Genomic DNA, 22,950 nt, shown 5'->3' with positions numbered 1-22,950 from the left:
TCTAGTTTTAAATATCAAAGCATTATGAAATTAAACGAAATCAAATCAATTGGCATAGTAGGGGCAGGAACCATGGGTTCCGGAATTGCACAAATGAGTGCTATGGCCGGCTATAAAACCACAATATTTGATATTCAGGAAGCGGCTTTGGACAAAGCCAAAAAAGCGATTACAAAAAACCTGGATAAGGGGATTGAAAAAGGAAAGGTCTCAGAAGATCAAAAAGATGCTTGCTTAGCGAACATCAGTTTTATTTCTGATTTAGAACAGCTGAAAGCTGATGTCATTATTGAAGCCATTGTAGAAAAACTGCAGGTAAAAATTGACCTTTTCAGTAAATTGGAAAAGATCAATTTAGAAAGTACTATTTTAGCCACAAATACTTCTTCCATTCCCATTACGCAAATTGGCGCTGGCTTGCAAAATCCTGAAAGATTAGTTGGGATGCATTTTTTCAATCCTGCTCACATAATGAAATTAGTGGAAATCATTTCTGGAGCCTCAACACATCCAGAAATTGCTGCAACTACTAAAGCCCTAGCTGAAAAAATGGGCAAAAAGGCCGTGATGGCAAAAGATTCGCCCGGTTTCATCGTTAATCGTGTAGCGCGCCATTTTTATGTTGAATCGCTGAAGATAGCCGAAGAAAATGTGGCTGATTTTGAACAAGTAGACAGATTAGTGGAAAGTTCGGGATTTAAAATGGGTCCTTTTCGGTTAATGGATTTGATTGGTGTAGATACTAATTTTTCAGTGACCAAATCTATGTTTGAGTCTTTTTATTACGATAGTAAATTCAGACCAAGCAGAATACAACAACAAAAAGTGGATGCCGGCCACCACGGAAGAAAAAGCGGCAAAGGATTTTATGATTACAATTAAGAGATTTTCATTTGTTCTATTATTACCTTTTTTACTGTTTTTAAGCTGTGGAGAAGAGAATCCTGAAGTATTCGTAGATGAACTTCCTTTACCAGATCCTTTTCAATTATCGTTGAATCTTGATCTAGTAAGCTATCAAAGTCTGCAGTTTGAGAAAAATGTAATTTTACCCGATGTTGGCTTAAATGGAGTGATTGTAGTCAAAAGAGCAGAAAATGACTATGCTGCTTTTGAAAGAACATGTCCTTACGAACCAGAAAAAGATTGCTCAATAGTGTCCATGAATGCTGGTCAACAATATCTGGAATGCGAATGCGGAAATTCATTCTATAATTTAAGTGGGTATCCTACCAATAGCCCTTCTCCCAGAAAATTGAGAGAATATTATACTAGTTTATCTGGACGGAATTTATATATTGATAATACTATTGTTAGAAGTGAGAACAGGTAAAAACTTTTGTTTCCTAACATGTATAGGCCTATTCTAGGAAGTACGTACTACTTCCATTTTGGGGAGAGCCTCTTGGCTCTTTTTTTAACTCAATCTATAATTCCAAAATCAATTCTTTCCATTAATTTTAAGCTATGAAAAAAATGAACTGGCTAAAATTACTAAACCCAAATCGCTTAGAACAAAGCACCAATACCAATCAATCTTCTGCACGCTCATTTTTCGAGCAGGATTATGATAGAATTATTTTTTCTCATCCCTTCCGAAGATTGCAGGATAAAACCCAGGTGGTTCCCTTACCCGAGGAAGATTTTGTTCATACTCGGCTGACGCACAGCTTGGAAGTAAGTAGTGTGGGCCGTTCATTGGGCAAAAAAGTAGGCGAATCAATAGTCGAAAAATACGCTGAATTGCAAGAATCCGGCTTTTCATCTTTTGATTTCGGAGCGATAGTTGCAGCCGCTTCTTTAGCTCACGACATAGGAAACCCACCATTCGGTCATTCAGGGGAAGATGCCATCTCCGCTTTCTTCAAAAATAGTCAACTTGGAAAATGGATACAATCACAAGTGTCTGTTGAAGAGTGGGAAGATTTAACGCATTTTGAAGGCAATGCTCAAGGGTTCCGTTTATTCCACAGGCCCGATAATAGGGGGATAAAATTGACTTATAGCACTTTAGCCGCCTTTAGTAAATATCCTAGAACTGCCCATTTGTTTGAAAAAGATAACAGTAGAAAAAGTCAGAAGAAATATGGCTTTTTTCAAACGGAGAAGCACTATTTCGAAGAATTAGCGAATGAATTAGGATTGATTCGCCTTTCAAATGAAATGAGTTGGGTTCGTCATCCATTAACATTTTTGGTAGAAGCCGCAGATGACATTTGCTATCATGTTATTGATTTGGAAGACGGCTGCCGTTTGGGTTGGGTTTCGTATGAGCAAGCACGTGATTTGTTAGCTAATGTGCTAGGTGAATCCTACTTACCTGAAAAGCTTGAAAAAACAAAGGGCAAAAATGAGAAGATTGCTTACTTAAGAGCGCTATGCATAAACAAACTTATTAATGAATGTGCTGAAGTATTCATAGCAAATGAAGAAGACATTTTGAATGGAAAATTCGACTCCTCATTGATGAGCCAGGTGCCGTCTAAAAGAGTTTTACGTGATATTATCGAAGTCTCGGTTCAGAAAATTTATCGTTCCCATTTAGTTTTACAGACAGAAGTTGTTGGGCATCGTGTTTTGGAGGGCTTGTTAGAAGAATTTTTGGGGGCGGCCATTGCACAAAAAGGAATAGAAGAATCTAGCAAGAAAGATCTAACTGTTTTTAGATTATTGCCCGAAACCTATCAGGAATTAATTACCGATACAGCCAGTCTTTATGAAATCAGTCTAATTTGCATTGATTACATCAGTGGAATGACGGATCGATATGCAATAAATCTTTATAGGAAATTAAAAGGAATCAGTTTGCCAGGAATGAAGTAGGTTGCTAACTTACTTTTCCAAGGTGTAAAATAAATCTAAGCTTTCCGCAGCACTTTCATTTACAAAATAATCCGCCACTGTGATTGATTTCACAAGGGCGTTATCTGCCTGATCTAGCTTATTTCTATTGAGTCTGTTCAAAAACTCATAAGGAATCCTTAGTAATGGCGCTGGTAAGCGATATTGCAAATTCAAAATGTCGAATCGGGTAATCTTCTGGACTGATTGTCTGTTCTTCTCATGATAATCCATTACCTTATCATTTCCTGCAATGCCGTTAGCTTCCACTTTTGAAAAAATCGTTTGGCAGAGTGATACTAACTCATGAGCAAAGTATTCGCGAACATGCCAGGGATTTCTGGTCAAAGTCATTTTCTTATTGGGTGTGGAAATGATCGCTTTTCCCCCAGGCTTTAATACTCTGTAGATTTCTTTCAAGAAGCTTTCATCATCTTTTATATGCTCAATTACCTGAAATGAAACCACAGTATCAAAGGAATTATCCTTAATTCCTGTCAAAGGCGGAATATGCATGGATTTGAAATCAGCCTGAGGATATTTTTCCTGTAATTCGTCTGTTAAGCTTTTATATTTATCAATGCCAGTATAATGATCAGCTGAATTGACCAGAATCTCCAACCCTCTTCCTGTCCCACATCCTATTTCTAATAACCTGCCTTCAACCTGCGGCTGAGCATAAACATAGGCAGACAAAAGTCGCTGATGAATAGGGTTATCGGATGCAATGGAGTCGGAGGTTATCTCCGTAGTTGAAACGTTGGCCATGATTTATTGCTTAGCTGACTTTTAAAGCTTTTTTGATACTCTCAAAAAATGTTGGTTGTTGCTTTTCCTCTTGATGCTCCGGAAATATTGTGTCATGAAAAGCAATATCTTCTTTCTCTTTCTTGGTATAAAAAGTCGCAGAAAACATTTTTCTTTCTTCTTTATCAGGACAGTCTAAGGGCTTGGTATACCCATAGTAGGAAGTGTCTTTCACTTCAAAAATTACTGCCCGGTTAAATCTACATGAAACCGCTTTTTTACATTTGGAAACACAATCGTTCCACATTTCCAATGCCCCGTTCCATTCGGGTTTCCACCTAGGAGTTAAGTAAAGCTGAAGATTAAGCCTTCTTTGTACATCTTTTTCTGGATGAATGTTAAAATCTACATGTACATCTTCAAAAGAACCTTTCTTTCCTTTTTGAATTCCCACTCCAAAACCGTCATTAGTGATAAAAGCATTTTTGATGCCAGTTACCTTTTCGATAAGTTCCAAAAATTTAGGCTGGGCAATTTCTTCCTTCAAGAGATTAAATAATCGAGGATATTCCTCAAATTTATCTCCCTCAAGCTTATTTTCATGCTTATCCTTTTTAGGCTTATTGAAAAGATCATCTTCTGGAAAGAAGTTATGAAGTTTTTCAGCTACCTCTGTTGACAAAAAGTCATCTAGGATAAGGTGGTGGAATGGTTTGGAAGATTCAAACTCTTCCCTGTACTGGTCGATTTGTTCTTGACTAAAATGCTTACTTTGAATAAGTTCCATAAAGGAATTTAGAATTTCGTGGCGCAAATATACACTTCAAATGTAGTTTGCTAACATAAAAAGTAAAATATTTCACTGTTAATTTTTCAGTTTTCCTTACATATTTCGACTAACGAGCCCAAATGTAAGTGCAATCAAATGAGTAAACCCTTTTTTACTTTAAAAAGTGCCAAAATCTCTCATTATTATTTCAGTCATTTTCGTCTGAAAGTAGGAAATAGCATTGGAGTTTTACTTTTATAGTCTTCGTATTTTTTACCAAAATGTGCTATCAATCTCCTTTCCTCATAATGAATACCAATGAAGAGGTAAAAGGAGATGCAAATAGCATGTAACAAATTAGTATAAGTTGGGCTAAAAACTACAAAACCTACGATTCCTAAAATCAATGCGGTGTAAAGTGGATGGCGCATTCTACCATAAATACCGTGAGTGATTAGCTTTTGATTTGTTTCAGATTTAATTCCTAAGAATTCTGAAAAGCTAATCGGCTTAAAGGCCAACTTCGCTAATAAAAACCCAAACGTGGCAATAATCAAACCAATTGCCTTACTACTTTGGTCCTTTGGAAATAAAAATTCCGGTTGAATTGTGCTCCCTAATAAAAAAATAAATAGTACAGCAAAAACTGAAATTACATTATACAGCCTGCGATAAGAACGTGGCCTTAAATTCACCTTCTCCTTAACTAGAGAAGACGCCAAAACTGAATGGGCAATTCCAAAAATTAACCATGCAATTACTACCTGTAAATATTCCCAATATTGAATCATAGGTCCGAATTATCCAGTTACCCAGTTTACTTTGTCATTCATTGGGTTTCTTTTTCCTTCTGGCCAAAAGCCTTCTTTAGGCATGCCAACATATAAAAAGCCCATTAACTTGTCATCTTCTTCTAATCCTAATGCGTTTTTTGCTTCTTTCATATAAGTGATTCCTCCTGAACCCCAATAACAACCTACACCATATGCACTAGCTGTTAATTGCATATTTTGTACTGCAGAAGCAACAGCAGAAATTTCTTCTTCAACTGGAATGCTTTGTTTTTCATCTCTTTTCATACCAATGGCTATTACATGCGATGCCATCAATGGTTTATTTCTAAGGGTCTCCATTTTAGCCTGATCAAAGCTCCCTTTTGCTTTAGATACTTGTTGATAAATATCAGATTGAAATTTACCTAACTGGTCCAAGCCTTTATCAGTAAAAACTATAAACCTCCATGGTTCCGTATGTTTATGGTTAGGTGCCCAATTCGCGTTTTCTAACATTTGCTCAATAATAAGATCATTCACTTTTTCACCGGAATATTGTGCTGGATAAATAGATCTTCTGGACCTTATTAATTCGTTAAATTCTTCTATATTAATAATTTTCTTCATTATCTTTTTTGCAAATTTAACCTAGATTTGGAAAAAGGGTTACAGCTATGTATTTTTATTGATATTCATTTTTTGTTATGACAAAAATAATTTCATTTATTTCACGAAAGGGCGGTACGGGAAAAACCACTAGCGCTATTCATTTTGCCACTATGTTACACAGTTTGGGACATTCTTTGGCAATGTTGGAGACAGACACCAATTACACGCTCAATACCTTGAGAAAAATGGAACTTTACAAAACAGGAGCAAAAGAATCTGCTGTTTTTCCAATTATCGCTTCTGAGGACCACAAGGCCTTGGAAGATATAAAAGAACTACAGAATCGAAAGCTGGATTTTATAATAATAGATAGTGCCGGGAAAACTACAGATGAGCACATTAAAAAACTAAGTTTAAGTAGTGACTTAGTGATTGTCCCGACAAGTTTGACACCTAATGATTTGTTAGTAACTTATCAAACTGTGGAAGACATTAAATATGCTCTAAAAGAAAATGAAAAATTAAAAATATTGGTATTGCCCAACAGAGTTCACTCAGCCACAAAAATTGATACCGTTAAGGACGCTCTTTCGGAATTAGATGCTGAAATTTTGGAAGTAAAAGTTCCGGCAAAGAATATTTTTGCTAATTTCAGTACCATTTTAGCAGAAAAAGAGTTTTTACCTATCACAAAAGCGATACTTTCACATCTTTAATAATAATGACTATGGCTAAGAAAAAAGATACATTGAAAGACCTAAATGAATTTATGAAAAACCAGGCTCCCGGTTCTGGCGATGAGAGCAAAGATTTTTTATCTAAAAAACCGACTCAATTGGCCGAGGTGGAAGCTTTAAAATCTGAAATCAAAAAACTGGACAATTTGCCCGAAGGAGCATTACACGAGGATGAGGTTGCTAAATTCATTTTGAAAGCTGCCAAAATTCATGGTTTATCATCTAGACAAGTGCTATACAAGGTTTGTGAAAAAGTATTGGCGCAACAAGATGAAAAAGAAGGGTCGGACATATTATTAGAAAACCTGATTGTATATCTACAACATCAGGATTTAATATTGGAAAAACTTAGATAATCAGAAATTCTTATTTCCCTCAGCATTTGTTCCTTACTATGGAATAAAAACCACTCAAAACAAGGCGCAATCTTAACTAATCTATCACGCTATATAAAATCATGCACAGTTTCGATTAACGAATTATTGAATTAGACCAAATTAGATTATAATTCTTTTAATTGAAAATCACGTTTGCTTTTGCCATGTAATAAGCTCTACAACTTACATAAAATTAGACTTTTCTAATCCTATTCACGTCCTCTTTCTATAGGTAATAGAACAAAAGCAATTCAATATCTGTTTTATTTCACATTAGAATTGTTTAAATTGAATAAAACTCATATTCAAAAATTAGCAATAAACTTAACAGATATGAAGAATCTAATATTAATTATCTCGGCATTTTTTTTAAGTTATACTGCAAACTCACAATTATCAGGGGACAGCTGGAAACAAACTAAGTCCAAAGGGACTGGCGAAGTCACGGTTACTTACAACTATTCTGGCAAATTCATCTTCCAAAATAATGGTGAATTAGATGGCTTATGCATTAAAATTTGGAATGAATTCGTGGAATATGTTGAAAGCACACATAAAGTAAACTTAGATGTGAATGTTCATCAACCTCAAGATGCTGTTGATTTCTCCGAATTCTACCAAAGTGTTGAAAACGGAAGCGGGGGAGTCTTTGGACTGGCCGATGTCACGATTACACAGTCCCGTAAGAAGGAAGTGCAATTCAGCCCCTCTTTCTTTTCTAACGTATCTATATTGCTGACTAATAAATCCGTTCCAGATCTAAAGAGCTTTAGTAATATTTCCAGTGAATTTTCTGGCAAAACCCTAATTGTTCAAAAAGGTACTACCCATGAAAAAAGAGCTCATGAATTAAAAGCTGGATCATTCCCTCAATTAAAAATTGAATCTGTTAATTCCTTTAAGGAATGTTATGAAAGAGTAAATCAAAATAGTAATTATTTTACTTATCTGGATTTTTCCTCTTACTTAACCGCAATTGAAGAAGTCAGTAATATCAAGAGGCACGTTGCGGGAGATAAGACAGGAGAGGAGTTTGGTTTCATTATGCCGATAAATAGCGACTGGGAGCCTATATTAGCAGAATTCTTTAATAAAGATGGTGGGTTTACAAGTAGCACGGAGTATAAAAAAATAGTAGCTGAATCGCTCGGTACTCACGTAGTGGCAATGCTGAATTCAATTAATCAAGAGTAAACTAACTTCTGGTAGCGGCAATAGTAGCAATGGAAATTTCAGCACCCGCTCTTATTAATGGTTGACTACTCGCTTGAAGTGTTGCCCCAGTGGTAAATACATCATCAACCAGTAAGATATTCTTGTCACGCAAACTCCTGTTCGGGTTAAGAAGTTGAAAGCTTGATTCAACATTATCAAACCTTTCCAATCGGTCCTTTTTGGTTTGACTTTTTTTATTGACTGCCTTTACAATAAGGGGCTCAAACGGGATGTTTAAAGCTAAACTCATCCCCTCTGCAATAAGATCGCTTTGATTATACCCTCTTTTTCTTTGTTTTTTGTAGTGAATGGGCACTGTGGTTATTAAATCCCATTCTCCAAAAAAGTATTGAGATAATTCTTTCCCATAATATTCTCCCAACAAAAGGCCTATCGCCTCGTTTCCTTCATACTTAAGTTGATGTAGAAGTTCTTGAATTGCGGTATCTTTTTGAAACCAAGTGTAACTCATAACATAATGTAGATTAGGAATTTCAAAAAATCGTCTATGAAGTTGATTTGGCTGATCACGATGCAAATTCGTTCTGTTCAGGTTTGAAAGACAATGACTACAAACCAGATTCTCGGACTTCGATAAAGTTAAATTGCAGAGGGTGCAATAATTAGGGAAAAATAATGACAAAAAATCTGATACAATTAAGGTAAAGTTTTGGTTTCCTAAGTTCACAACGGCTAACTTTGCGGGTTAAATAATTTTTTAATCTGATAGTAGAATTAATTTATGAAATCAACATTAAAAACACAAGTTTATATTTAATGCTGTGGGAAGTTAATTTTTTATCAAATGTTAGTCTTCAATAGTTACGGGCCGGCTTATAAGCAACAGAAGTAATAATATATATGAATAAAGTAGAAGAATTCAACGAATATCGCGCAAAAATGAACGATAAAATCGTGGGGAGCAATAACAAAATCCTTAAGCGTATATTCAACCTTGACACAAATGCTTTTGCAGAAGGTAGTGTAGACAAAAAAACTAAAGAAATGATTGGATTATCTTCTTCGATGGTTTTGCGTTGTGATGACTGCGTGCGCTATCACTTAGGAAAATGCTTTGAATTAGGTGTTACGGAAGATCAAGTTTTTGAAGTTTTTTCAATCGCTAATTTAATTGGCGGAACTATCGTGATTCCTCATTTGAGAAGAGCGGTAGAATATTGGGAATATTTGAAAGAAACCGCTGATGATTAAAAAAGACCTTGATCTTGAAAGAAAGTGGCAAGCACTACGATTGTCTTTGAAAGATGCTGTTGGAAGAAAACCAAAAGACATGAATGCCATCCTCTTTTTAGTTGGGGTTCAAGAGTTGGGAAAAGGTCCTCATAATTTCAGTAAGGAGGAAAAACAAGACTTAATGCATATTGCCATTTGTAAAGTATTAAGTCTTTCTGGCTTTTATGAATTGGAAGGAGTAGATAACAACGGATGGCCACATTGGAAGTTAATCAAAAATCTTCCACATTTTGACTTATTAGAACAGGAAAAATTGCTTAAAATGCATGTAATTGAGTACTTTGAACAAGAAATCGGATTAGAATTTTAACTTGAAAAGTTTTTAATGAATATCATCTCTTATAATGTGAATGGAATTAGGGCTGCAGAAAGAAAAGGATTGAGCGAATGGCTCCAAGCAGAACAGCCCGATGTTTTTTGTATACAAGAATTAAAAGCTAATCAAGATCAAATCGATGTTTCCGTTTTCGAAAACCTAGGCTACCATATATATTGGCATTCAGCAGAAAAAAAGGGTTATAGCGGTGTAGGTATTTTTACAAAGGTAAAACCGAAAAACGTGGAAATTGGTTGCGGGATGCCCGAATACGATAGAGAAGGTAGAGTGATTCGTGCAGATTTTGAAGGGTTTTCTGTTATCTGCACCTATATGCCTAGTGGCTCAAGTGGGGACACTCGCCAAGATTTTAAAATGAAATGGTTGTCCGATTTCAGAAACTACATTCAAGAGCTAAAAAAGGACTATCCCAATCTATTAATTTGTGGTGACTACAATATATGCCATCAAGCTATAGACATTCATGATCCGGTACGAAATAAAAACAGCTCCGGATTTTTACCTGAGGAAAGAGAATGGATGACCGAATTCTTGAGCGATGGCTTTATCGATACATTTAGATATTTAAACAAAGAAGCTGATCAATACAGTTGGTGGAGCTATCGGGCTGCAGCAAGAGAAAGAAATAAGGGTTGGAGAATTGATTATCATATGCTCTCTGACAATTTACAGGATAGAATAAAGTCAGTAGACATTTTGCAAGACGTAAAACACTCTGATCACTGCCCGATCAAAATTGAATTGGATGTATCATGAAATTGATAATATATTGGAAATCATTGTCATAAAATTACCGTTAGTACTGAAGTGACTCAAAACAGCAACATAGCGGATATATTACTAAAGCTAAAGGCCTATAAGCGCAAATACTATTTGAATAAAATAGTAAAGGGCCTGATAATCAGTATTGCTATTTTTCTTGTTGCGCTCTTGATAAGCAGTTGGTTGGAATATAGTTTCCAGATGAGCCGATTGGCAAGAACTATTATTTTTAGTCTCTCTTTTGTACTCATAGCTTTCTTTTCTGTCCGTTACCTTTTAATTCCAATCTATCATCTCCTAAGAAATGGAGAACACTTGAGTGATACTGATGCTGCCAGGCAAATAGGAAAATATTTTCCCGAGATAAGCGATAAACTACTGAACATCATACAGTTAAGCAGCTTATCTTCTTCTGATAACAGTCTAATTTCAGCAAGTATAGAACAGAAGTCCGGCAAAATTGCTTTACTGAATTTCAAGGAAAGCATCAATATAAAAAGCTCCAACTCTGCTTACCTTCCTTATCTAATAATACCAACTATTATTATTGGATTAATTCTCATGTTTTCTCCTAATATGATTACAGAAGGAAGCTACCGCGTATTAAAATTTAATGAAGAATTTATAGTAGAAGCACCATTTTCTTTTATCCTAGAAAATAATGATTTACGAAGTTTTAAAGGAGATAATTATACTTTAAAAGCTAAATTACAAGGGAATGAACTACCACAGAATCTTTTCATAAACAAAGATGGTTTAAAGCAAAAATTTGAAAGGCTTTCAAACAATGAGTACTTATATACCATAAAGAATGTCCAGAAAAGTTTAAATTTTAAGTTGGAAGCAGCGGGGTTCAATTCCAAAGATTACAAACTAACTGTGTACGAAAAACCTAGAATTCAGGAAATGAATATCACCCTGAACTATCCAGATTATATCGGGACCAAAACAGAAAGAATTAATAATTCAGGAAATCTAATCATCCCCGAGGGAACGGAAGCAGAATGGCTAATAAAAAGCAAATCCAGTGATCAAATTTATTATACTACTAAAAAAGACAGTTCCCAGTTCAATAAAATTAGAAGTAATGCTTTTAATCTATCGAAAAAATTGATAAAAAATTCTAGCTATCAATTGAACTTAATCAACATAGAAGCAGCCTATAGCCAGAAAATCAACTACTCAATTGAAGTAATCAAAGATAAATATCCAGAAATCAACCTAAGTCCCATTAACGATAGCACCTACTTCAATCAAGTCGCTCTGGCAGGTGAAATAAGCGATGATTACGGATTTTCGCAGTTGAGAATCATCTATCAAAAGTTTAAAGATGGTGAACTGCTTGACAAAGGCCTTATCCCGTTAGCCTTTGACAGAAAAATACTAAATCAAAAATACTTTAAGGTATGGGAAATTGATTCTTTATTAACAGAGAAAGAGATGAGAATTGAATATTTCGTTGAAGTTGCAGATAATGACGGAGTAAATGGTGCAAAATTCTCAAAAAGTGCAACCTATCAATTTCAATTACCAGATGCAGATAAGATTGAGGAAGAAATTAAAAAAACGCGTCAAGAAACTGAAAATCAGATAGATAAAAACATCGATGCTGCCAAACGTACAAATCTTAAACTTGAGGAATTAGAAGAAATTCTTAAAACAAAACGAACATTAGATTGGCAAGATAAAAAGTTAATAGAAGAAATCTTTCAAGACCGAGAAAACCGAAGAAAAGAATTAGAGAAAATTAAGAACGAATTAGAAAAGAATCAAGCCAAAAGAGACCGATTTAATAAGCAAGATGAACAACTGCGTGAGAAATCCGAACAGCTTGAAAACTTAATGGAAGAGATGCTTCAAGATGAAAATGAAGAACTCATGGAAAAAATCAAATCACTTCTAGAAGAGCAAAATCAATCGGATGATTTTAGGGAATCGGTTGAAGACCTTAAAAAGCAACAGAAAAACAAGCTTAAGGAAATGGAAAGATTGATGGAACTCTTCAAAAGAATGGAAATTCAATATGATATGAAGGAAGTAGGGGAGAAGTTTAAAGATTTAGAAGAAGAACAAAAGGCATTATCAGAAGAGAATAAACCACAAGAAAGCCAAGAAAGCAAGATTGATAATGAAAATCAAGAAAGGAAGTTTCAAACAGAACAAAAGTAGGCAGAAGCATTAAATAAACAAAAGGAATTAAATGAAGAGTTTGAAGATTTACAAGAAGAGTTAAGAGATATTGAACAGCGCAATCAGTCACTAAAGCAACCTAATGCACTGCAAGACACTAAAGAGCAAGAAAGTGAAATAGAACTAAGCCAACAGAACAGCCAACAAAAGATCCAAGAAAACGATAAAAATGGGGCTAGTGAACAACAGAAAAAGGCCTCAGAGGAAATGAAGAAGATGTCTGAAATGCTGTCTTCAATGCAGATGGGTATGGAAATGGAGATGTTGCAAGAAAACATCGATGATTTAAAAAATATTGTTGATAATCTTTTGAAGCTTTCATTTCGACAAGAAACCCTTATGAATGACTTTAAAGCGGTTAACCCTAGCGACCCGAGGTTCATTACATTATCAGAGAAGCAACTGGCTATGCAAGATGATGCTAAAATCGTAGAGGACAGCCTTTCTAGTTTAGCAGAAAGAGTTTTTCAACTAAAAAACTTTATATATAAAGAGCTTGACCAAATGAATGAGTCTATGGAGGCAAGCGTTAAGGCTTTAAGAGAAAGGGAAAATAGCAGAGCGATTGGTGAACAGCAATTTGCCATGACTGCTATGAACAATCTCGCCTTAATGCTGGACGATGTATTAGAACAAATGCAAATGCAGATGCAATCTGCGATGGGAATGGGCCAAGAATCGCAAGGCAATCAGCAAAGCCCTAGTTTATCACAAATGCAAGAATCCTTGAATCAAAAAACACAAGAATTGAGCAAGGGTCAAAAAAGCGGAAGGCAGTTTTCAGAACAATTAGGCCAATTAGCCGGAGAACAAGCTAAAATCAGGAAAATGATGGAAGCGCTTGAAAAAAAACTGAGCGGCCAAGAAGGTAAGGAAGACGGTGGCAATAGCGGTAGCATTTCCGCAGAGATGGAGAAAATCGAGGAAGACTTAGTAAATAAACGATTAAATCGACAACTTTTAGAAAGGCAACAAAAAATAGTTACCCGACTTCTAGAATCAGAGAAAGCTAAGGACGAACAAGAGGAAAAGGACGAACGCAAAGGAGAGACTGCAACAGAGTATGAAAGGGAAAGAATTCCCAATGCATTTGAAGATTACATTAAAGAAAAGCAAAGAGAAATTGAGCAGCTAAGAAACGTGTCACCTAATTTCACTCCATATTACAAGAATGAAATAAATAAATATTATAACCGATTAAAATCTAAAGAAAACCTAATAAAATGAGCGACATCAGTATAAGTATTCCATCTCTCAGCGAAAACATCAGAATAGTTGAGAGCTTTATTGACAATGCAAAAGAAAAATTTGATCTAGATGATGACATTTATGGCAACATCATGATTGCTGTTACGGAATCCGTCAATAATGCTATTATTCATGGAAACCAAGGCAATAAGGATAAAAACGTATTTCTATCATTAACTATGGAAGAGAACACCATAGTATTTAATGTTTCAGATCAAGGTACCGGCTTTGACTATAACGCACTTCCTGATCCGACTGCGCCAGAAAACATTGACAAACCAGGCGGTAGAGGAATATTCTTAATGAAAGCACTAAGCGATGAATTAAGTTTTGAAGAAGAAGGCAAGAAAGTAAAACTAAGCTTCTACATCAATTAATGACAAATATTTACTTCTTTAAGGAAGATTACAATATAGATTTAAGGACATTACAAAAGCATAAAAAATGGCTTAATAATGTCGCTAAATCCTATGAGCACAAGATTTCTGAGCTTAATTATATCTTTTGTTCCGATGAATATTTACTTAAAATCAATCTGGAATATCTTAACCACGATACTTATACTGACATTATTACATTTGATCTAAATGATTATTCAGAAGAACAAAACACTGTAGAAGCAGATATATTCATCAGTATGGAGCGAATAAAAGCAAATAGTGCGAGTTTCAAAACAAAGCAAGAAATTGAATTGGCCAGAGTAATGGCACATGGTCTATTGCATATTATAGGATTTAAGGACAAAACCGAGGAGCAGAAAAAAGAAATGAGAATTGCAGAAAACAAAGCAATTGAATTATTATAAGTCAGAAGATGTTCCACGTGGAACATTTGACACAATAAAGAATAACTACTGTTCCACGTGGAACAGTTCAGCATTAATAAAATCAAAATCACGTGTTCCACGTGGAACACAGAATATAATCTAGTTATGTTTCAAGATTACGACTTAATAGTAGTAGGAGGTGGGCACGCAGGCTGCGAAGCTGCAGCCGCAGCGGCAAATATGGGTTCAAAAGTCCTATTAGCCACAATGAATATGAATACGATTGCACAAATGTCTTGCAATCCAGCAGTTGGTGGTGTGGCTAAAGGACAAATAGTTAGGGAAATTGATGCTTTAGGTGGATATTCGGGTATCATTGCAGACAAATCTATGATCCAGTTCAGGATGCTTAATAAATCCAAAGGCCCAGCAATGTGGAGTCCAAGAACCCAAAATGATCGAATGCGTTTTGCGGAAGAATGGCGATTGCAGTTGGAAAAAATCCCCACACTTGATTTCTGGCAAGAAATGGTTGCTGGAATAATAGTGGAAAACAATAAGGTTGTAGGTATTGAAACCAGCATGGGTCTAAAAATAAAAGCAAAAGCAGTAGTACTAACTAATGGAACCTTCCTAAATGGTTTAATTCATATTGGAGAAAAGCAATTCGGTGGTGGTAGATCAGCAGAAAGAGCATCTAAAGGAATAACTGAACAATTAGAAGAACTAGGTTTTGAGTCGGGACGAATGAAGACAGGCACCCCTCCAAGAGTAGATGGCAGAACAATTGATTACAGTATAATAGAAGAACAAAAGGGAGACGAATTCCCAGAAAAATTCTCATTTTCTAATCAAACGCAAAGGCTAGCAAAACAAAGAAGCTGCCACATAACCTATACAAACCCACTGGTTCACGAAATCCTCGAGGAAGGCTTTGAACGATCTCCTATGTTTAATGGAAGAATCCAAGGCTTAGGACCTAGATACTGCCCTTCTATTGAGGATAAAATCAACCGTTTTGCAGAAAGAAATAGACACCAAATTTTTGTGGAGCCCGAAGGCTGGGATACAGTAGAAGTCTATGTAAATGGATTCTCAACTTCCTTGCCAGAAGATATCCAATACAAGGCAATTAGAGAAATTGAAGGCTTTAAGCATGTTAAAATGTTTCGACCTGGATACGCTATAGAATATGACTTCTTTCCTCCAACGCAACTGAAAACTACCTTAGAAACCAAATTAGTAGACAATCTATATTTTGCTGGACAAATTAATGGAACTACTGGATACGAAGAAGCAGCTTGTCAAGGCTTGATGGCTGGTATTAATGCTCATCTAAAAATAAATGAGAAGGAGCCCTTTATCTTATCTAGATCGGAAGCATATATAGGCGTACTGATAGATGACTTAATAAATAAAGGTACAGAAGAACCTTATAGAATGTTCACATCCAGGGCTGAACATAGGATCTTATTAAGACAGGATAATGCAGATACCCGCTTGACTCCCTTGGGACATAAAATTGGATTAGCATCTGATGAACGACTAAAACAGGTAGAAGAAAAACAAGACCATATTGACTCCTTTATTAACAATCTAAAAACTCATAAGGTCAAACCTAATATTGTTAATGACAGATTAGGTGAGATCAACTCTGCTCCTATAAAAGAAAAAACTAATGCATATAGTATTCTTAAAAGACCAGAAATTAGCTTCAAGGAACTTCAGCATATTGAAGATGATTTGAATCAAATGATAAACGGCTTCACCCAAGATGTGATTGAAGCGTCAGAAATTCATATAAAGTATGAAAGCTATATTGAAAAGGAAAATCAAATGATTGAGAAAATGAAAAATCTTGAAGATTTAAAAATCAAAGATTCTTTAGATTTTAATCAGATTCCAGCTTTGTCGGCTGAAGCCAAAGAAAAGCTAAGGAAAGTCAGACCACAGACCTTAGGACAAGCCTCAAGAATAAGCGGTGTTACTCCTGCAGATATTTCAATACTAATGGTTTACTTAGGACGATAGATATGTACGAAAAGCTTGACGAATGCCCAGTTTGTGGCGCTTCTAATTTACGAAACCATAAAGTAATTAAAGATCATTCTGTTAGTAAGGAAAGCTTTAATATAATGATATGCGAGAATTGTAATTTTCAATTTACAAATCCAAGACCAAGTGAAAACGATATAGGAAAATACTATCAATCTGAGGATTATATCTCTCATTCGGATAAAGCAAATTCACCGATTAACCTTCTGTACAAATTGGCCAGAAAATATGCATTAGCCTCTAAAAGAAAATTAATTAATTCAATAGCAAAACAGAAAAAAGGTAGAATATTAGATTATGGCTGTGGTACGGGTTATTTTCTAGAAACCATGAAAGCTAATGGGTGGAAAACCTATGGAATTGAACCTAATGATATTGCACGGACTATTGCTAATAAAAAAACGGCAGTCCATAATAATATCCAAAATCTGAACCTTAAAAATAGAAAGTTTGACGTTATAACCTTATGGCATGTTTTGGAACATATCCATGACATAAACAATACAATTAAAATACTTAAAACAATTCTTAAAGAGAAAGGTAAGATTGTTGTTGCAGTACCAAATATTGAAAGTTACGAGAATTCAGTCTTTGACGAAGAATGGGCAGCTTATGACGTACCAAGACACTTGTACCACTTCAGCCAGGAAACAATGAAGACCTTGATGTTGAAACACGGCCTCAAGGTGAAAAAAGTCTATCCCATGAAACTGGATGCATACTACATAAGTTTACTTAGCAATAAATATAAATATAATAAAAATAATTTCATCAATTCTATTATAACTGGCTATAAATCCAATACTTACGCCACTAATCATAACAATAATTTCTCAAGTCTTATTTACGTTATCAAAAAATGATTAAAAAAGTAGCATCCCTTTTAACACTAATTATCGTTTACGCATGCGCAACAGTACAAGGACCCACAGGCGGTGATAAAGACGAGGTACCTCCCAAGTTGTACCAATCAAATCCTGCAAATCAATCAATTAAATTTAAGGGCCAAGAAATAAAACTATTTTTTAGTGAGTGGATGAAGCTTGAACAACTTGATAAAGAACTAATTATAACTCCTAGAGAAGATATCAAATATGAAGCAAGCTTAAAAAAACAAGAACTCACTATAGAATTAGAGGAGCCACTGCAAGACTCTACCACTTACACCTTCAATTTCAGAAAGGCATTAAAAGATATCACTGAGGGTAACCTATGGCAAAATCCTGTAATCGCCTTTAGTACTGGACCTTACCTTGATTCTTTGCAAATATCCGGGACTGTTACCAAACTTAAAGACAATACAGTAAAAGAAGGCTACATTGTTGGTTTATACACCACTGCTTATGATACTGCTAACTTGAGACAGGGCAAACCGGTATATTTTACCACAACAGATAAGAATGGACAGTATCAAATGAAGAATCTCAGAAACGGTAAATATAGATTATATACTTTTCAAGATAACAACGATGATTTACTAAATAATTCTCAAAATGAAGCCTTTGGTTTTCACACTGAAATCATCGACTTATATGACAGCATAGGAACAATTGATGTTAATACTTACAAAAGAAATGAAGATACTTTACGGTTAAAAAAGTACAGTCCGGTTGGCAAAGACTTCATCATTCAATACAATAAAGGCTTGGTCAATTACCAAATAACTAATCCGAGAGATACTAATCAATATATTTACACCAATAACATAGAAAATTCAAAATATCTAAAAGTATACAAAGAAAACTTTCCACAGCTCAATTTTGATACGGATTCTACATTGTTAATGGTCAAGGCGACTGACTCTATCGGTTCACAGATAACAGATTCTGTATATTTCAGGCTGAGAGAAAGTAGGTTGACAAATGATACTATAAAGATCATTGATAAACCTAAAGCTGAACTAATCTCTGGAAAACAAGAATTTCTGCTAACTCTTTCAAAACCAGTAAATCAGATCATCTATGATTCTATACAATTAAGAATCGATAGCATTCCTATATATACCTTCAGTCCAGAAGACATCGAACAAAACTTCAGTAAAAAACAGATTAAAATAACAACAACAATCGTACAAAGTACAATTGATAATATCATTGATAGTCTATCTGTCAAACATCAAAAATTATTGGCAACTGATTCCCTAAAGGATGATTCACCAGATACAACCATCGTATCAGACACTAACACAAAAAAAGAAGCCATGTCAAGAGATCTCTCAAGAAGAACATCTAATATAGGCGAAAGGCAAGTCAATACTTCTCCAAGCACCTCTGGAAAATTACAACTTTACTTCGGAAAATCAGCCTTCAGGGGTATTGAGAACGATTCCAGTCAGCAAACCGAAGTTTCACTATCTTTCAAGAAAATCGAAGACCATGGGACTATTACAGGAAAAATTATTAATCCTGGTTTTCCCTTTGTTGTCCAATTACTCAATGATAAATATGAAGTCATTGACACCTTAGTTAATCAACATGACTATAAATTCAATTATGTTAAACCTGGAAAATACAGATTAAGGCTTCTGAAAGACATCAATAACAACCAAGTTTGGGATGCAGGTAATGTTTACACATTAGAGAAACCAGAAGAATATATTTTTTTTAATGAAGAAATAACTGTAAAAGCAAACTGGGAAATAATAGACAAAGACTTTGATTTAAGTGTGGATAAGCAAGTGGATAGTAGTGTAAAAAATTAGGGTTTATACACATAACTTAACAAGCATAAATAAGATAGAGGATAAAGTGAATAAGTTAAGATGATAAGTATGAAAAACTGAAACATATCTACAACTTAATCCACAGATTTATTTCACACAGTAGAATACAATTTTTTATTAACATAAATCCAGTTTAATGTTAAGTATTTAATTTTCAAATAAATAGAAGTGGATATCTTCAAATCTTATCTACATATTCTATACAAAGAAGAAAAGATTTAATTAAATTAAGTATTTATCAACATATCAACACGATTAACAATAGATAATAGTTTATATATAATTAAATAATATAATATTACGTGTGTGGAAAAACACATCAGGTTAAAACTTGAAGAAATATGAAATATTGGATCTTCTCATTTTTTTTATTGACTAGCATAATAAGTTATGGACAATCAAACCAAAAGATCGGTTTGGCTAATGCATATTATCAAGAAGGTGAATATGACAAAGCAATTTCAATATATCGAGAGCTGGCAAAAGCACCGCAAAATCTATCTTTTATTCATACTAACTATATTGAGATATTATATGCAAAACAATACAATGATGAAGCCGAAAAGTATTTGAAATCTATTAACAAGATTTTTCCGGCAAATATTAATTATCAAGTTGATTTTGTGGATTTCTACATTACTATAAATGATAGCTCAAAAGCTGAAAAAATTTACCAGCAAATTGAATCGAGAGTCTTAGATAACCTTGGAAACTTAAGATCAGCAGCTCAATATTTTATTAACAAGCAACACAGAGAATATGCCGAACGGCTTTATTTGTCAGCTCGTGAAATAATGCGAGATCCAAATGCATTTGCGATTCAGCTGGCTACATTGTATAGATATACCAACCAAAAAGATAAAATGGTTACTGAGTATTTAAAGTATGCCAATGAAAGGCCAGGGAATTTACGATACGTGAAAAATATGCTGCAACTCTCACTTACAGAGAAAGATGAACTTCATGATTTTGTAGAAAAAATAATGGAGGAGTTACAAAGCAGTAAAGAAAAGGATATGTATTCCGATCTTCTTATTTGGGCAAATTTACAATTAGAAAATTTTTATGGTGCATTTATGCAGGCCAGAGCTATTGATAAAAGAAATCAATTGGAAGGAGAGAATAGTTTGGAAATAGGCGAACTGGCATATCAAAATGAGGATTACGATATAGCTGAAATGATTTTTTCTTATGTGGTGGATAATTTCCCAAATTCTATGAACTACATAAGAGCAAAGCAATTAAAAATTAAAACACAAGAAATAAGAATAAAGAATCACTTTCCCATTGATACAGCCTCAATTCGAAACCTGGTTGTTTCATACAAAAACCTTGTAAATGAGATTGGCCTTTCTCATTATACATTGGAAGCCTACAGACAACAAGCTTTGCTACATGCTTTTTACTTGAATGAACATGATAAGGCAATTAATATGCTTCAAAATGTTATAGATTTCCCAAATGCAGAAAAAGATATTGTAGCCATCGCTAAACTGAATTTGGGTGATATTTATATTATTAAAGAACAGCCATGGGAATCTGTCCTTTTATACTATCAAGTGGAAAAAAGCCATAAAAATGAAAATTTGGGCGAAAATGCAAAATTGAAAAACGCCAAACTATCTTTTTATAAAGGTGAATTTGAATTGGCACAGGAACATTTAGATATTTTAAAAAATGCCACCCGAAGAGAAATCGCTAATGATGCAATGGACCTAAGTATTCTAATAAAAAACAATACTATTTTGGATAGTACGCAAAAGGCGCTTCGCGCCTATGCAGATGTCGATTTATTGCTTTATCAAAATAAGTATTTAAAGGCACAAAGAGCTCTGGATAGTTTAATAGAAGAATATGAAGAACATCCGATTCTTGATGAGTTGCTTTGGCTAAAAGCCAAAAGGGATAAGGAAATAGGGAACTATGCCGATGCGATAAGTTTGTTGGAGAGAATTGCTACAGATATGCCATATGATATATTAACAGATGATGCACTATTCGAAATGGGACTGATTTATGAAGAACTTATTCAAGACCAAAATAAAGCCAAGGAATATTATCAACAATTATTAACAGAGTATCCCGGTAGTATTTTTGTAGCAGAAGCTAGAAAAAGATTCCGCCTGTTACGGGGAGACTTTGTGAATTAAATGAGATCTTTCAATTTTTAAAATAAAGATTGTATCAGCGGATAAATGAATTCTAATTTCCTACCTTTGAATTCTTAATCTTTCATACCCAAAGTTCCTTGTCGTTATTACGTTAATAGGAACAAAAAATCCTATATATGCGATTCGAAGAACTGAATATTATTGCGCCAATTTTGAAAGCGCTTAAAGAAGAAAATTACACTGAGCCTACCTCTATTCAAGAACAAGCTATTCCGCTATTACTTGAGAAAAATGATATCATGGCCAGTGCTCAAACTGGAACCGGAAAAACTGCAGCTTTTGCTATACCCATTTTGCAACATCTGGAAAAAGATCAAGTAAATGCGAAAAAAATTAAGGCATTAGTCCTAACTCCAACTAGAGAATTAGCTATTCAAATCGGTGAAAGTTTTACCAGCTATGGAAAGTATACATCCATAAAAAACACAGTAATTTTTGGTGGAGTAAATCAGAATAAGCAAACCAATGCCATAAAGAACGGTGTGCAGGTTTTAATTGCAACTCCAGGACGATTATTGGATTTAATGAATCAAGGCTTTATTAATTTAAGAGATATTCAGTATTTCGTTTTAGATGAAGCAGATCGCATGTTGGATATGGGTTTTATTCACGATATCAGAAAAGTGATTGCCGCTTTACCACAAAGGAGACAATCTTTATTTTTCTCGGCCACTATGCCCGATGTGATTGTGGAACTTTCGAGAAAAATTTTGAATAACCCTAAAAAGATAGCGGTGACCCCAGTTTCTTCCACGGCTGAAACGATTCAACAATATCTTTATTATACCAATAAATCAGATAAAAAGGATTTACTACTTCACATTTTAAAAGACCCAAAAATGGATCAGGTTTTACTATTTGATAGAACGAAACATGGTGCAGATAGAATTGTAAGGGACCTAAAAAAGAAGAATATTTCAGCAGCTGCCATTCACGGAGACAAAGCGCAAAACCAAAGACAAAAGGCCTTAAATCAATTTAAAGATAAAGAAATACGTGTGTTGGTTGCCACTGATATTGCAGCCCGTGGAATTGATATCGACAAATTGCAATATGTGATTAACTATGATATCCCCAATATTGCCGAGACATATGTCCATCGAATTGGCCGATCCGGAAGGGCCGGGGAGGCAGGAGTTTCTATTTCCTTATGTGAACCAGAAGAAAATGACTACCTGAAAGATATTGAAAAACTCATCAATCAGAAAATACCTGTAGTGAAGAATAATCCGTTTCCACAAACAGATAAACCGATGACCACCGCAGAGAAAAAAGAGTTCGAAAAGGAAAAGCAAAGAAGGAAGCAAGAGTTTTTCGCAAATCGTAAAAAGAAAGGCACTAAGGGAGGGAGGAGATAAATATCTAATTAACCCATTT

The 22,950-nt window shown here is 34.7% G+C and carries 23 protein-coding genes; 18 read left to right on the top strand and 5 right to left on the bottom strand.

What is annotated here, in order from left to right:
• The first annotated feature begins 24 nt into the window (after positions 1 to 24).
• The 3 genes from Q3Y49_RS05570 (at position 25) to Q3Y49_RS05560 (ending at position 2,823) form a co-directional block, all read left to right on the top strand.
• Entirely contained in the window at positions 25 to 882 is an 858-nt protein-coding gene (locus Q3Y49_RS05570) for a 3-hydroxyacyl-CoA dehydrogenase NAD-binding domain-containing protein (protein ID WP_303271298.1), read from the top strand.
• A complete protein-coding gene (locus Q3Y49_RS05565) occupies positions 869 to 1,333 on the top strand; it encodes a hypothetical protein (protein ID WP_303271297.1) in 465 nt (154 codons plus the stop codon). Before Q3Y49_RS05570 ends, Q3Y49_RS05565 begins: the two co-directional genes overlap by 14 nt.
• Before the next feature lie 143 nt (positions 1,334 to 1,476).
• Complete coding sequence (locus Q3Y49_RS05560; RefSeq protein WP_303271296.1) at positions 1,477 to 2,823, top strand: deoxyguanosinetriphosphate triphosphohydrolase; 1,347 nt, start codon at positions 1,477 to 1,479, stop codon at positions 2,821 to 2,823.
• Between the two features lie 9 nt (positions 2,824 to 2,832).
• On the opposite strand, the gene Q3Y49_RS05555 is transcribed toward Q3Y49_RS05560, so the two are convergent.
• From Q3Y49_RS05555 to Q3Y49_RS05540, 4 genes are all read right to left on the bottom strand, one after another.
• Positions 2,833 to 3,609 carry a class I SAM-dependent methyltransferase gene (locus tag Q3Y49_RS05555; protein WP_303271295.1) on the bottom strand — a complete coding sequence of 259 codons (777 nt, stop codon included), beginning with the start codon at positions 3,607 to 3,609 and terminating at the stop codon, positions 2,833 to 2,835.
• A gap of 10 nt (positions 3,610 to 3,619) precedes the next feature.
• Complete coding sequence (locus Q3Y49_RS05550; protein ID WP_303271294.1) at positions 3,620 to 4,375, bottom strand: 2OG-Fe(II) oxygenase; 756 nt, start codon at positions 4,373 to 4,375, stop codon at positions 3,620 to 3,622.
• Positions 4,376 to 4,569: 194 nt separating this feature from the next.
• Entirely contained in the window at positions 4,570 to 5,148 is a 579-nt protein-coding gene (locus tag Q3Y49_RS05545) for a methyltransferase family protein (RefSeq protein WP_303271293.1), read from the bottom strand.
• Positions 5,149 to 5,157: 9 nt separating this feature from the next.
• Positions 5,158 to 5,757 carry a nitroreductase family protein gene (locus Q3Y49_RS05540; RefSeq protein WP_303271292.1) on the bottom strand — a complete coding sequence of 200 codons (600 nt, stop codon included), beginning with the start codon at positions 5,755 to 5,757 and terminating at the stop codon, positions 5,158 to 5,160.
• A gap of 77 nt (positions 5,758 to 5,834) precedes the next feature.
• On the opposite strand from Q3Y49_RS05540, the gene Q3Y49_RS05535 reads away from it, so the two are divergent.
• The 3 genes from Q3Y49_RS05535 to Q3Y49_RS05525 all read left to right on the top strand — a co-directional run bounded on the left by Q3Y49_RS05535 (position 5,835) and on the right by Q3Y49_RS05525 (position 8,047).
• Positions 5,835 to 6,455, top strand: a complete 621-nt coding sequence (locus Q3Y49_RS05535; RefSeq protein ID WP_303271291.1) for a nucleotide-binding protein — start codon at positions 5,835 to 5,837, stop codon at positions 6,453 to 6,455.
• Between the two features lie 11 nt (positions 6,456 to 6,466).
• A complete protein-coding gene (locus tag Q3Y49_RS05530) occupies positions 6,467 to 6,832 on the top strand; it encodes a hypothetical protein (protein ID WP_303271290.1) in 366 nt (121 codons plus the stop codon).
• Between the two features lie 354 nt (positions 6,833 to 7,186).
• Positions 7,187 to 8,047: a substrate-binding periplasmic protein gene (locus tag Q3Y49_RS05525; RefSeq protein WP_303271289.1), complete on the top strand. Its 861-nt coding sequence runs from the start codon at positions 7,187 to 7,189 to the stop codon at positions 8,045 to 8,047.
• A 1-nt stretch (position 8,048) separates the two neighbouring features.
• On the opposite strand, the gene Q3Y49_RS05520 is transcribed toward Q3Y49_RS05525, so the two are convergent.
• On the bottom strand, positions 8,049 to 8,540 hold the full coding sequence (locus tag Q3Y49_RS05520) for a ComF family protein (protein WP_303271288.1): 492 nt from the start codon (positions 8,538 to 8,540) through the stop codon (positions 8,049 to 8,051).
• A gap of 389 nt (positions 8,541 to 8,929) precedes the next feature.
• On the opposite strand from Q3Y49_RS05520, the gene Q3Y49_RS05515 reads away from it, so the two are divergent.
• The 12 genes from Q3Y49_RS05515 to Q3Y49_RS05460 all read left to right on the top strand — a co-directional run bounded on the left by Q3Y49_RS05515 (position 8,930) and on the right by Q3Y49_RS05460 (position 22,931).
• Positions 8,930 to 9,280: a carboxymuconolactone decarboxylase family protein gene (locus tag Q3Y49_RS05515; protein WP_303271287.1), complete on the top strand. Its 351-nt coding sequence runs from the start codon at positions 8,930 to 8,932 to the stop codon at positions 9,278 to 9,280.
• Complete coding sequence (locus Q3Y49_RS05510; RefSeq protein ID WP_303271286.1) at positions 9,273 to 9,632, top strand: hypothetical protein; 360 nt, start codon at positions 9,273 to 9,275, stop codon at positions 9,630 to 9,632. The genes Q3Y49_RS05515 and Q3Y49_RS05510 overlap by 8 nt, the downstream gene beginning before the upstream one ends.
• A gap of 15 nt (positions 9,633 to 9,647) precedes the next feature.
• Positions 9,648 to 10,415: an exodeoxyribonuclease III gene (gene xth, locus Q3Y49_RS05505; RefSeq protein WP_303271285.1), complete on the top strand. Its 768-nt coding sequence runs from the start codon at positions 9,648 to 9,650 to the stop codon at positions 10,413 to 10,415.
• A gap of 117 nt (positions 10,416 to 10,532) precedes the next feature.
• Entirely contained in the window at positions 10,533 to 12,590 is a 2,058-nt protein-coding gene (locus Q3Y49_RS05500) for a hypothetical protein (protein ID WP_303271284.1), read from the top strand.
• A 228-nt stretch (positions 12,591 to 12,818) separates the two neighbouring features.
• The gene (locus Q3Y49_RS05495; RefSeq protein ID WP_303271283.1) at positions 12,819 to 13,838 is read left to right on the top strand and encodes a hypothetical protein; all 1,020 of its coding nucleotides are present in this window, start codon (positions 12,819 to 12,821) and stop codon (positions 13,836 to 13,838) included.
• Entirely contained in the window at positions 13,835 to 14,236 is a 402-nt protein-coding gene (locus tag Q3Y49_RS05490; protein ID WP_303271282.1) for an ATP-binding protein, read from the top strand. Before Q3Y49_RS05495 ends, Q3Y49_RS05490 begins: the two co-directional genes overlap by 4 nt.
• Complete coding sequence (gene ybeY, locus Q3Y49_RS05485; protein WP_303271281.1) at positions 14,236 to 14,664, top strand: rRNA maturation RNase YbeY; 429 nt, start codon at positions 14,236 to 14,238, stop codon at positions 14,662 to 14,664. Before Q3Y49_RS05490 ends, ybeY begins: the two co-directional genes overlap by 1 nt.
• Before the next feature lie 126 nt (positions 14,665 to 14,790).
• Positions 14,791 to 16,656, top strand: coding sequence for a tRNA uridine-5-carboxymethylaminomethyl(34) synthesis enzyme MnmG (mnmG, locus tag Q3Y49_RS05480; RefSeq protein WP_303271280.1), 1,866 nt, complete (start codon positions 14,791 to 14,793; stop codon positions 16,654 to 16,656).
• A gap of 2 nt (positions 16,657 to 16,658) precedes the next feature.
• Positions 16,659 to 17,543: a class I SAM-dependent methyltransferase gene (locus Q3Y49_RS05475; RefSeq protein WP_303271279.1), complete on the top strand. Its 885-nt coding sequence runs from the start codon at positions 16,659 to 16,661 to the stop codon at positions 17,541 to 17,543.
• Positions 17,540 to 19,381: an Ig-like domain-containing domain gene (locus Q3Y49_RS05470; RefSeq protein ID WP_303271278.1), complete on the top strand. Its 1,842-nt coding sequence runs from the start codon at positions 17,540 to 17,542 to the stop codon at positions 19,379 to 19,381. Before Q3Y49_RS05475 ends, Q3Y49_RS05470 begins: the two co-directional genes overlap by 4 nt.
• A 362-nt stretch (positions 19,382 to 19,743) precedes the next feature.
• On the top strand, positions 19,744 to 21,552 hold the full coding sequence (locus Q3Y49_RS05465) for a tetratricopeptide repeat protein (protein ID WP_303271277.1): 1,809 nt from the start codon (positions 19,744 to 19,746) through the stop codon (positions 21,550 to 21,552).
• A gap of 137 nt (positions 21,553 to 21,689) precedes the next feature.
• Complete coding sequence (locus Q3Y49_RS05460) at positions 21,690 to 22,931, top strand: DEAD/DEAH box helicase (RefSeq protein ID WP_303271276.1); 1,242 nt, start codon at positions 21,690 to 21,692, stop codon at positions 22,929 to 22,931.
• Positions 22,932 to 22,950: the final 19 nt, after the last annotated feature.

The sequence above is a fragment of the Marivirga harenae genome (assembly GCF_030534335.1).
Taxonomy (GTDB): domain Bacteria; phylum Bacteroidota; class Bacteroidia; order Cytophagales; family Cyclobacteriaceae; genus Marivirga; species Marivirga harenae.
The sequence above is the reverse complement of the archived record's forward strand: the minus strand, read 5'-3'. Positions and strand labels throughout refer to the sequence as shown.

What these genes read in the sequence shown, in the direction of transcription:
- Q3Y49_RS05535 (WP_303271291.1), top strand. Translation starts at nt 5,835, where the DNA reads ATGACAAAAATAATTTCATTTATTTCACGAAAGGGCGGTACGGGAAAA.
- ybeY (WP_303271281.1), top strand. Translation starts at nt 14,236, where the DNA reads ATGACAAATATTTACTTCTTTAAGGAAGATTACAATATAGATTTAAGG.
- Q3Y49_RS05465 (WP_303271277.1), top strand. Translation starts at nt 19,744, where the DNA reads ATGAAATATTGGATCTTCTCATTTTTTTTATTGACTAGCATAATAAGT.
- Q3Y49_RS05495 (WP_303271283.1), top strand. Translation starts at nt 12,819, where the DNA reads ATGAAGAAGATGTCTGAAATGCTGTCTTCAATGCAGATGGGTATGGAA.
- Q3Y49_RS05570 (WP_303271298.1), top strand. Translation starts at nt 25, where the DNA reads ATGAAATTAAACGAAATCAAATCAATTGGCATAGTAGGGGCAGGAACC.
- Q3Y49_RS05510 (WP_303271286.1), top strand. Translation starts at nt 9,273, where the DNA reads ATGATTAAAAAAGACCTTGATCTTGAAAGAAAGTGGCAAGCACTACGA.
- Q3Y49_RS05540 (WP_303271292.1), bottom strand. Translation starts at nt 5,757, where the DNA reads ATGAAGAAAATTATTAATATAGAAGAATTTAACGAATTAATAAGGTCC.
- Q3Y49_RS05560 (WP_303271296.1), top strand. Translation starts at nt 1,477, where the DNA reads ATGAACTGGCTAAAATTACTAAACCCAAATCGCTTAGAACAAAGCACC.
- Q3Y49_RS05545 (WP_303271293.1), bottom strand. Translation starts at nt 5,148, where the DNA reads ATGATTCAATATTGGGAATATTTACAGGTAGTAATTGCATGGTTAATT.
- Q3Y49_RS05530 (WP_303271290.1), top strand. Translation starts at nt 6,467, where the DNA reads ATGGCTAAGAAAAAAGATACATTGAAAGACCTAAATGAATTTATGAAA.
- Q3Y49_RS05555 (WP_303271295.1), bottom strand. Translation starts at nt 3,609, where the DNA reads ATGGCCAACGTTTCAACTACGGAGATAACCTCCGACTCCATTGCATCC.
- Q3Y49_RS05520 (WP_303271288.1), bottom strand. Translation starts at nt 8,540, where the DNA reads ATGAGTTACACTTGGTTTCAAAAAGATACCGCAATTCAAGAACTTCTA.
- mnmG (WP_303271280.1), top strand. Translation starts at nt 14,791, where the DNA reads ATGTTTCAAGATTACGACTTAATAGTAGTAGGAGGTGGGCACGCAGGC.
- Q3Y49_RS05550 (WP_303271294.1), bottom strand. Translation starts at nt 4,375, where the DNA reads ATGGAACTTATTCAAAGTAAGCATTTTAGTCAAGAACAAATCGACCAG.
- Q3Y49_RS05490 (WP_303271282.1), top strand. Translation starts at nt 13,835, where the DNA reads ATGAGCGACATCAGTATAAGTATTCCATCTCTCAGCGAAAACATCAGA.
- Q3Y49_RS05515 (WP_303271287.1), top strand. Translation starts at nt 8,930, where the DNA reads ATGAATAAAGTAGAAGAATTCAACGAATATCGCGCAAAAATGAACGAT.
- Q3Y49_RS05525 (WP_303271289.1), top strand. Translation starts at nt 7,187, where the DNA reads ATGAAGAATCTAATATTAATTATCTCGGCATTTTTTTTAAGTTATACT.
- Q3Y49_RS05565 (WP_303271297.1), top strand. Translation starts at nt 869, where the DNA reads ATGATTACAATTAAGAGATTTTCATTTGTTCTATTATTACCTTTTTTA.
- Q3Y49_RS05460 (WP_303271276.1), top strand. Translation starts at nt 21,690, where the DNA reads ATGCGATTCGAAGAACTGAATATTATTGCGCCAATTTTGAAAGCGCTT.
- Q3Y49_RS05475 (WP_303271279.1), top strand. Translation starts at nt 16,659, where the DNA reads ATGTACGAAAAGCTTGACGAATGCCCAGTTTGTGGCGCTTCTAATTTA.
- xth (WP_303271285.1), top strand. Translation starts at nt 9,648, where the DNA reads ATGAATATCATCTCTTATAATGTGAATGGAATTAGGGCTGCAGAAAGA.
- Q3Y49_RS05470 (WP_303271278.1), top strand. Translation starts at nt 17,540, where the DNA reads ATGATTAAAAAAGTAGCATCCCTTTTAACACTAATTATCGTTTACGCA.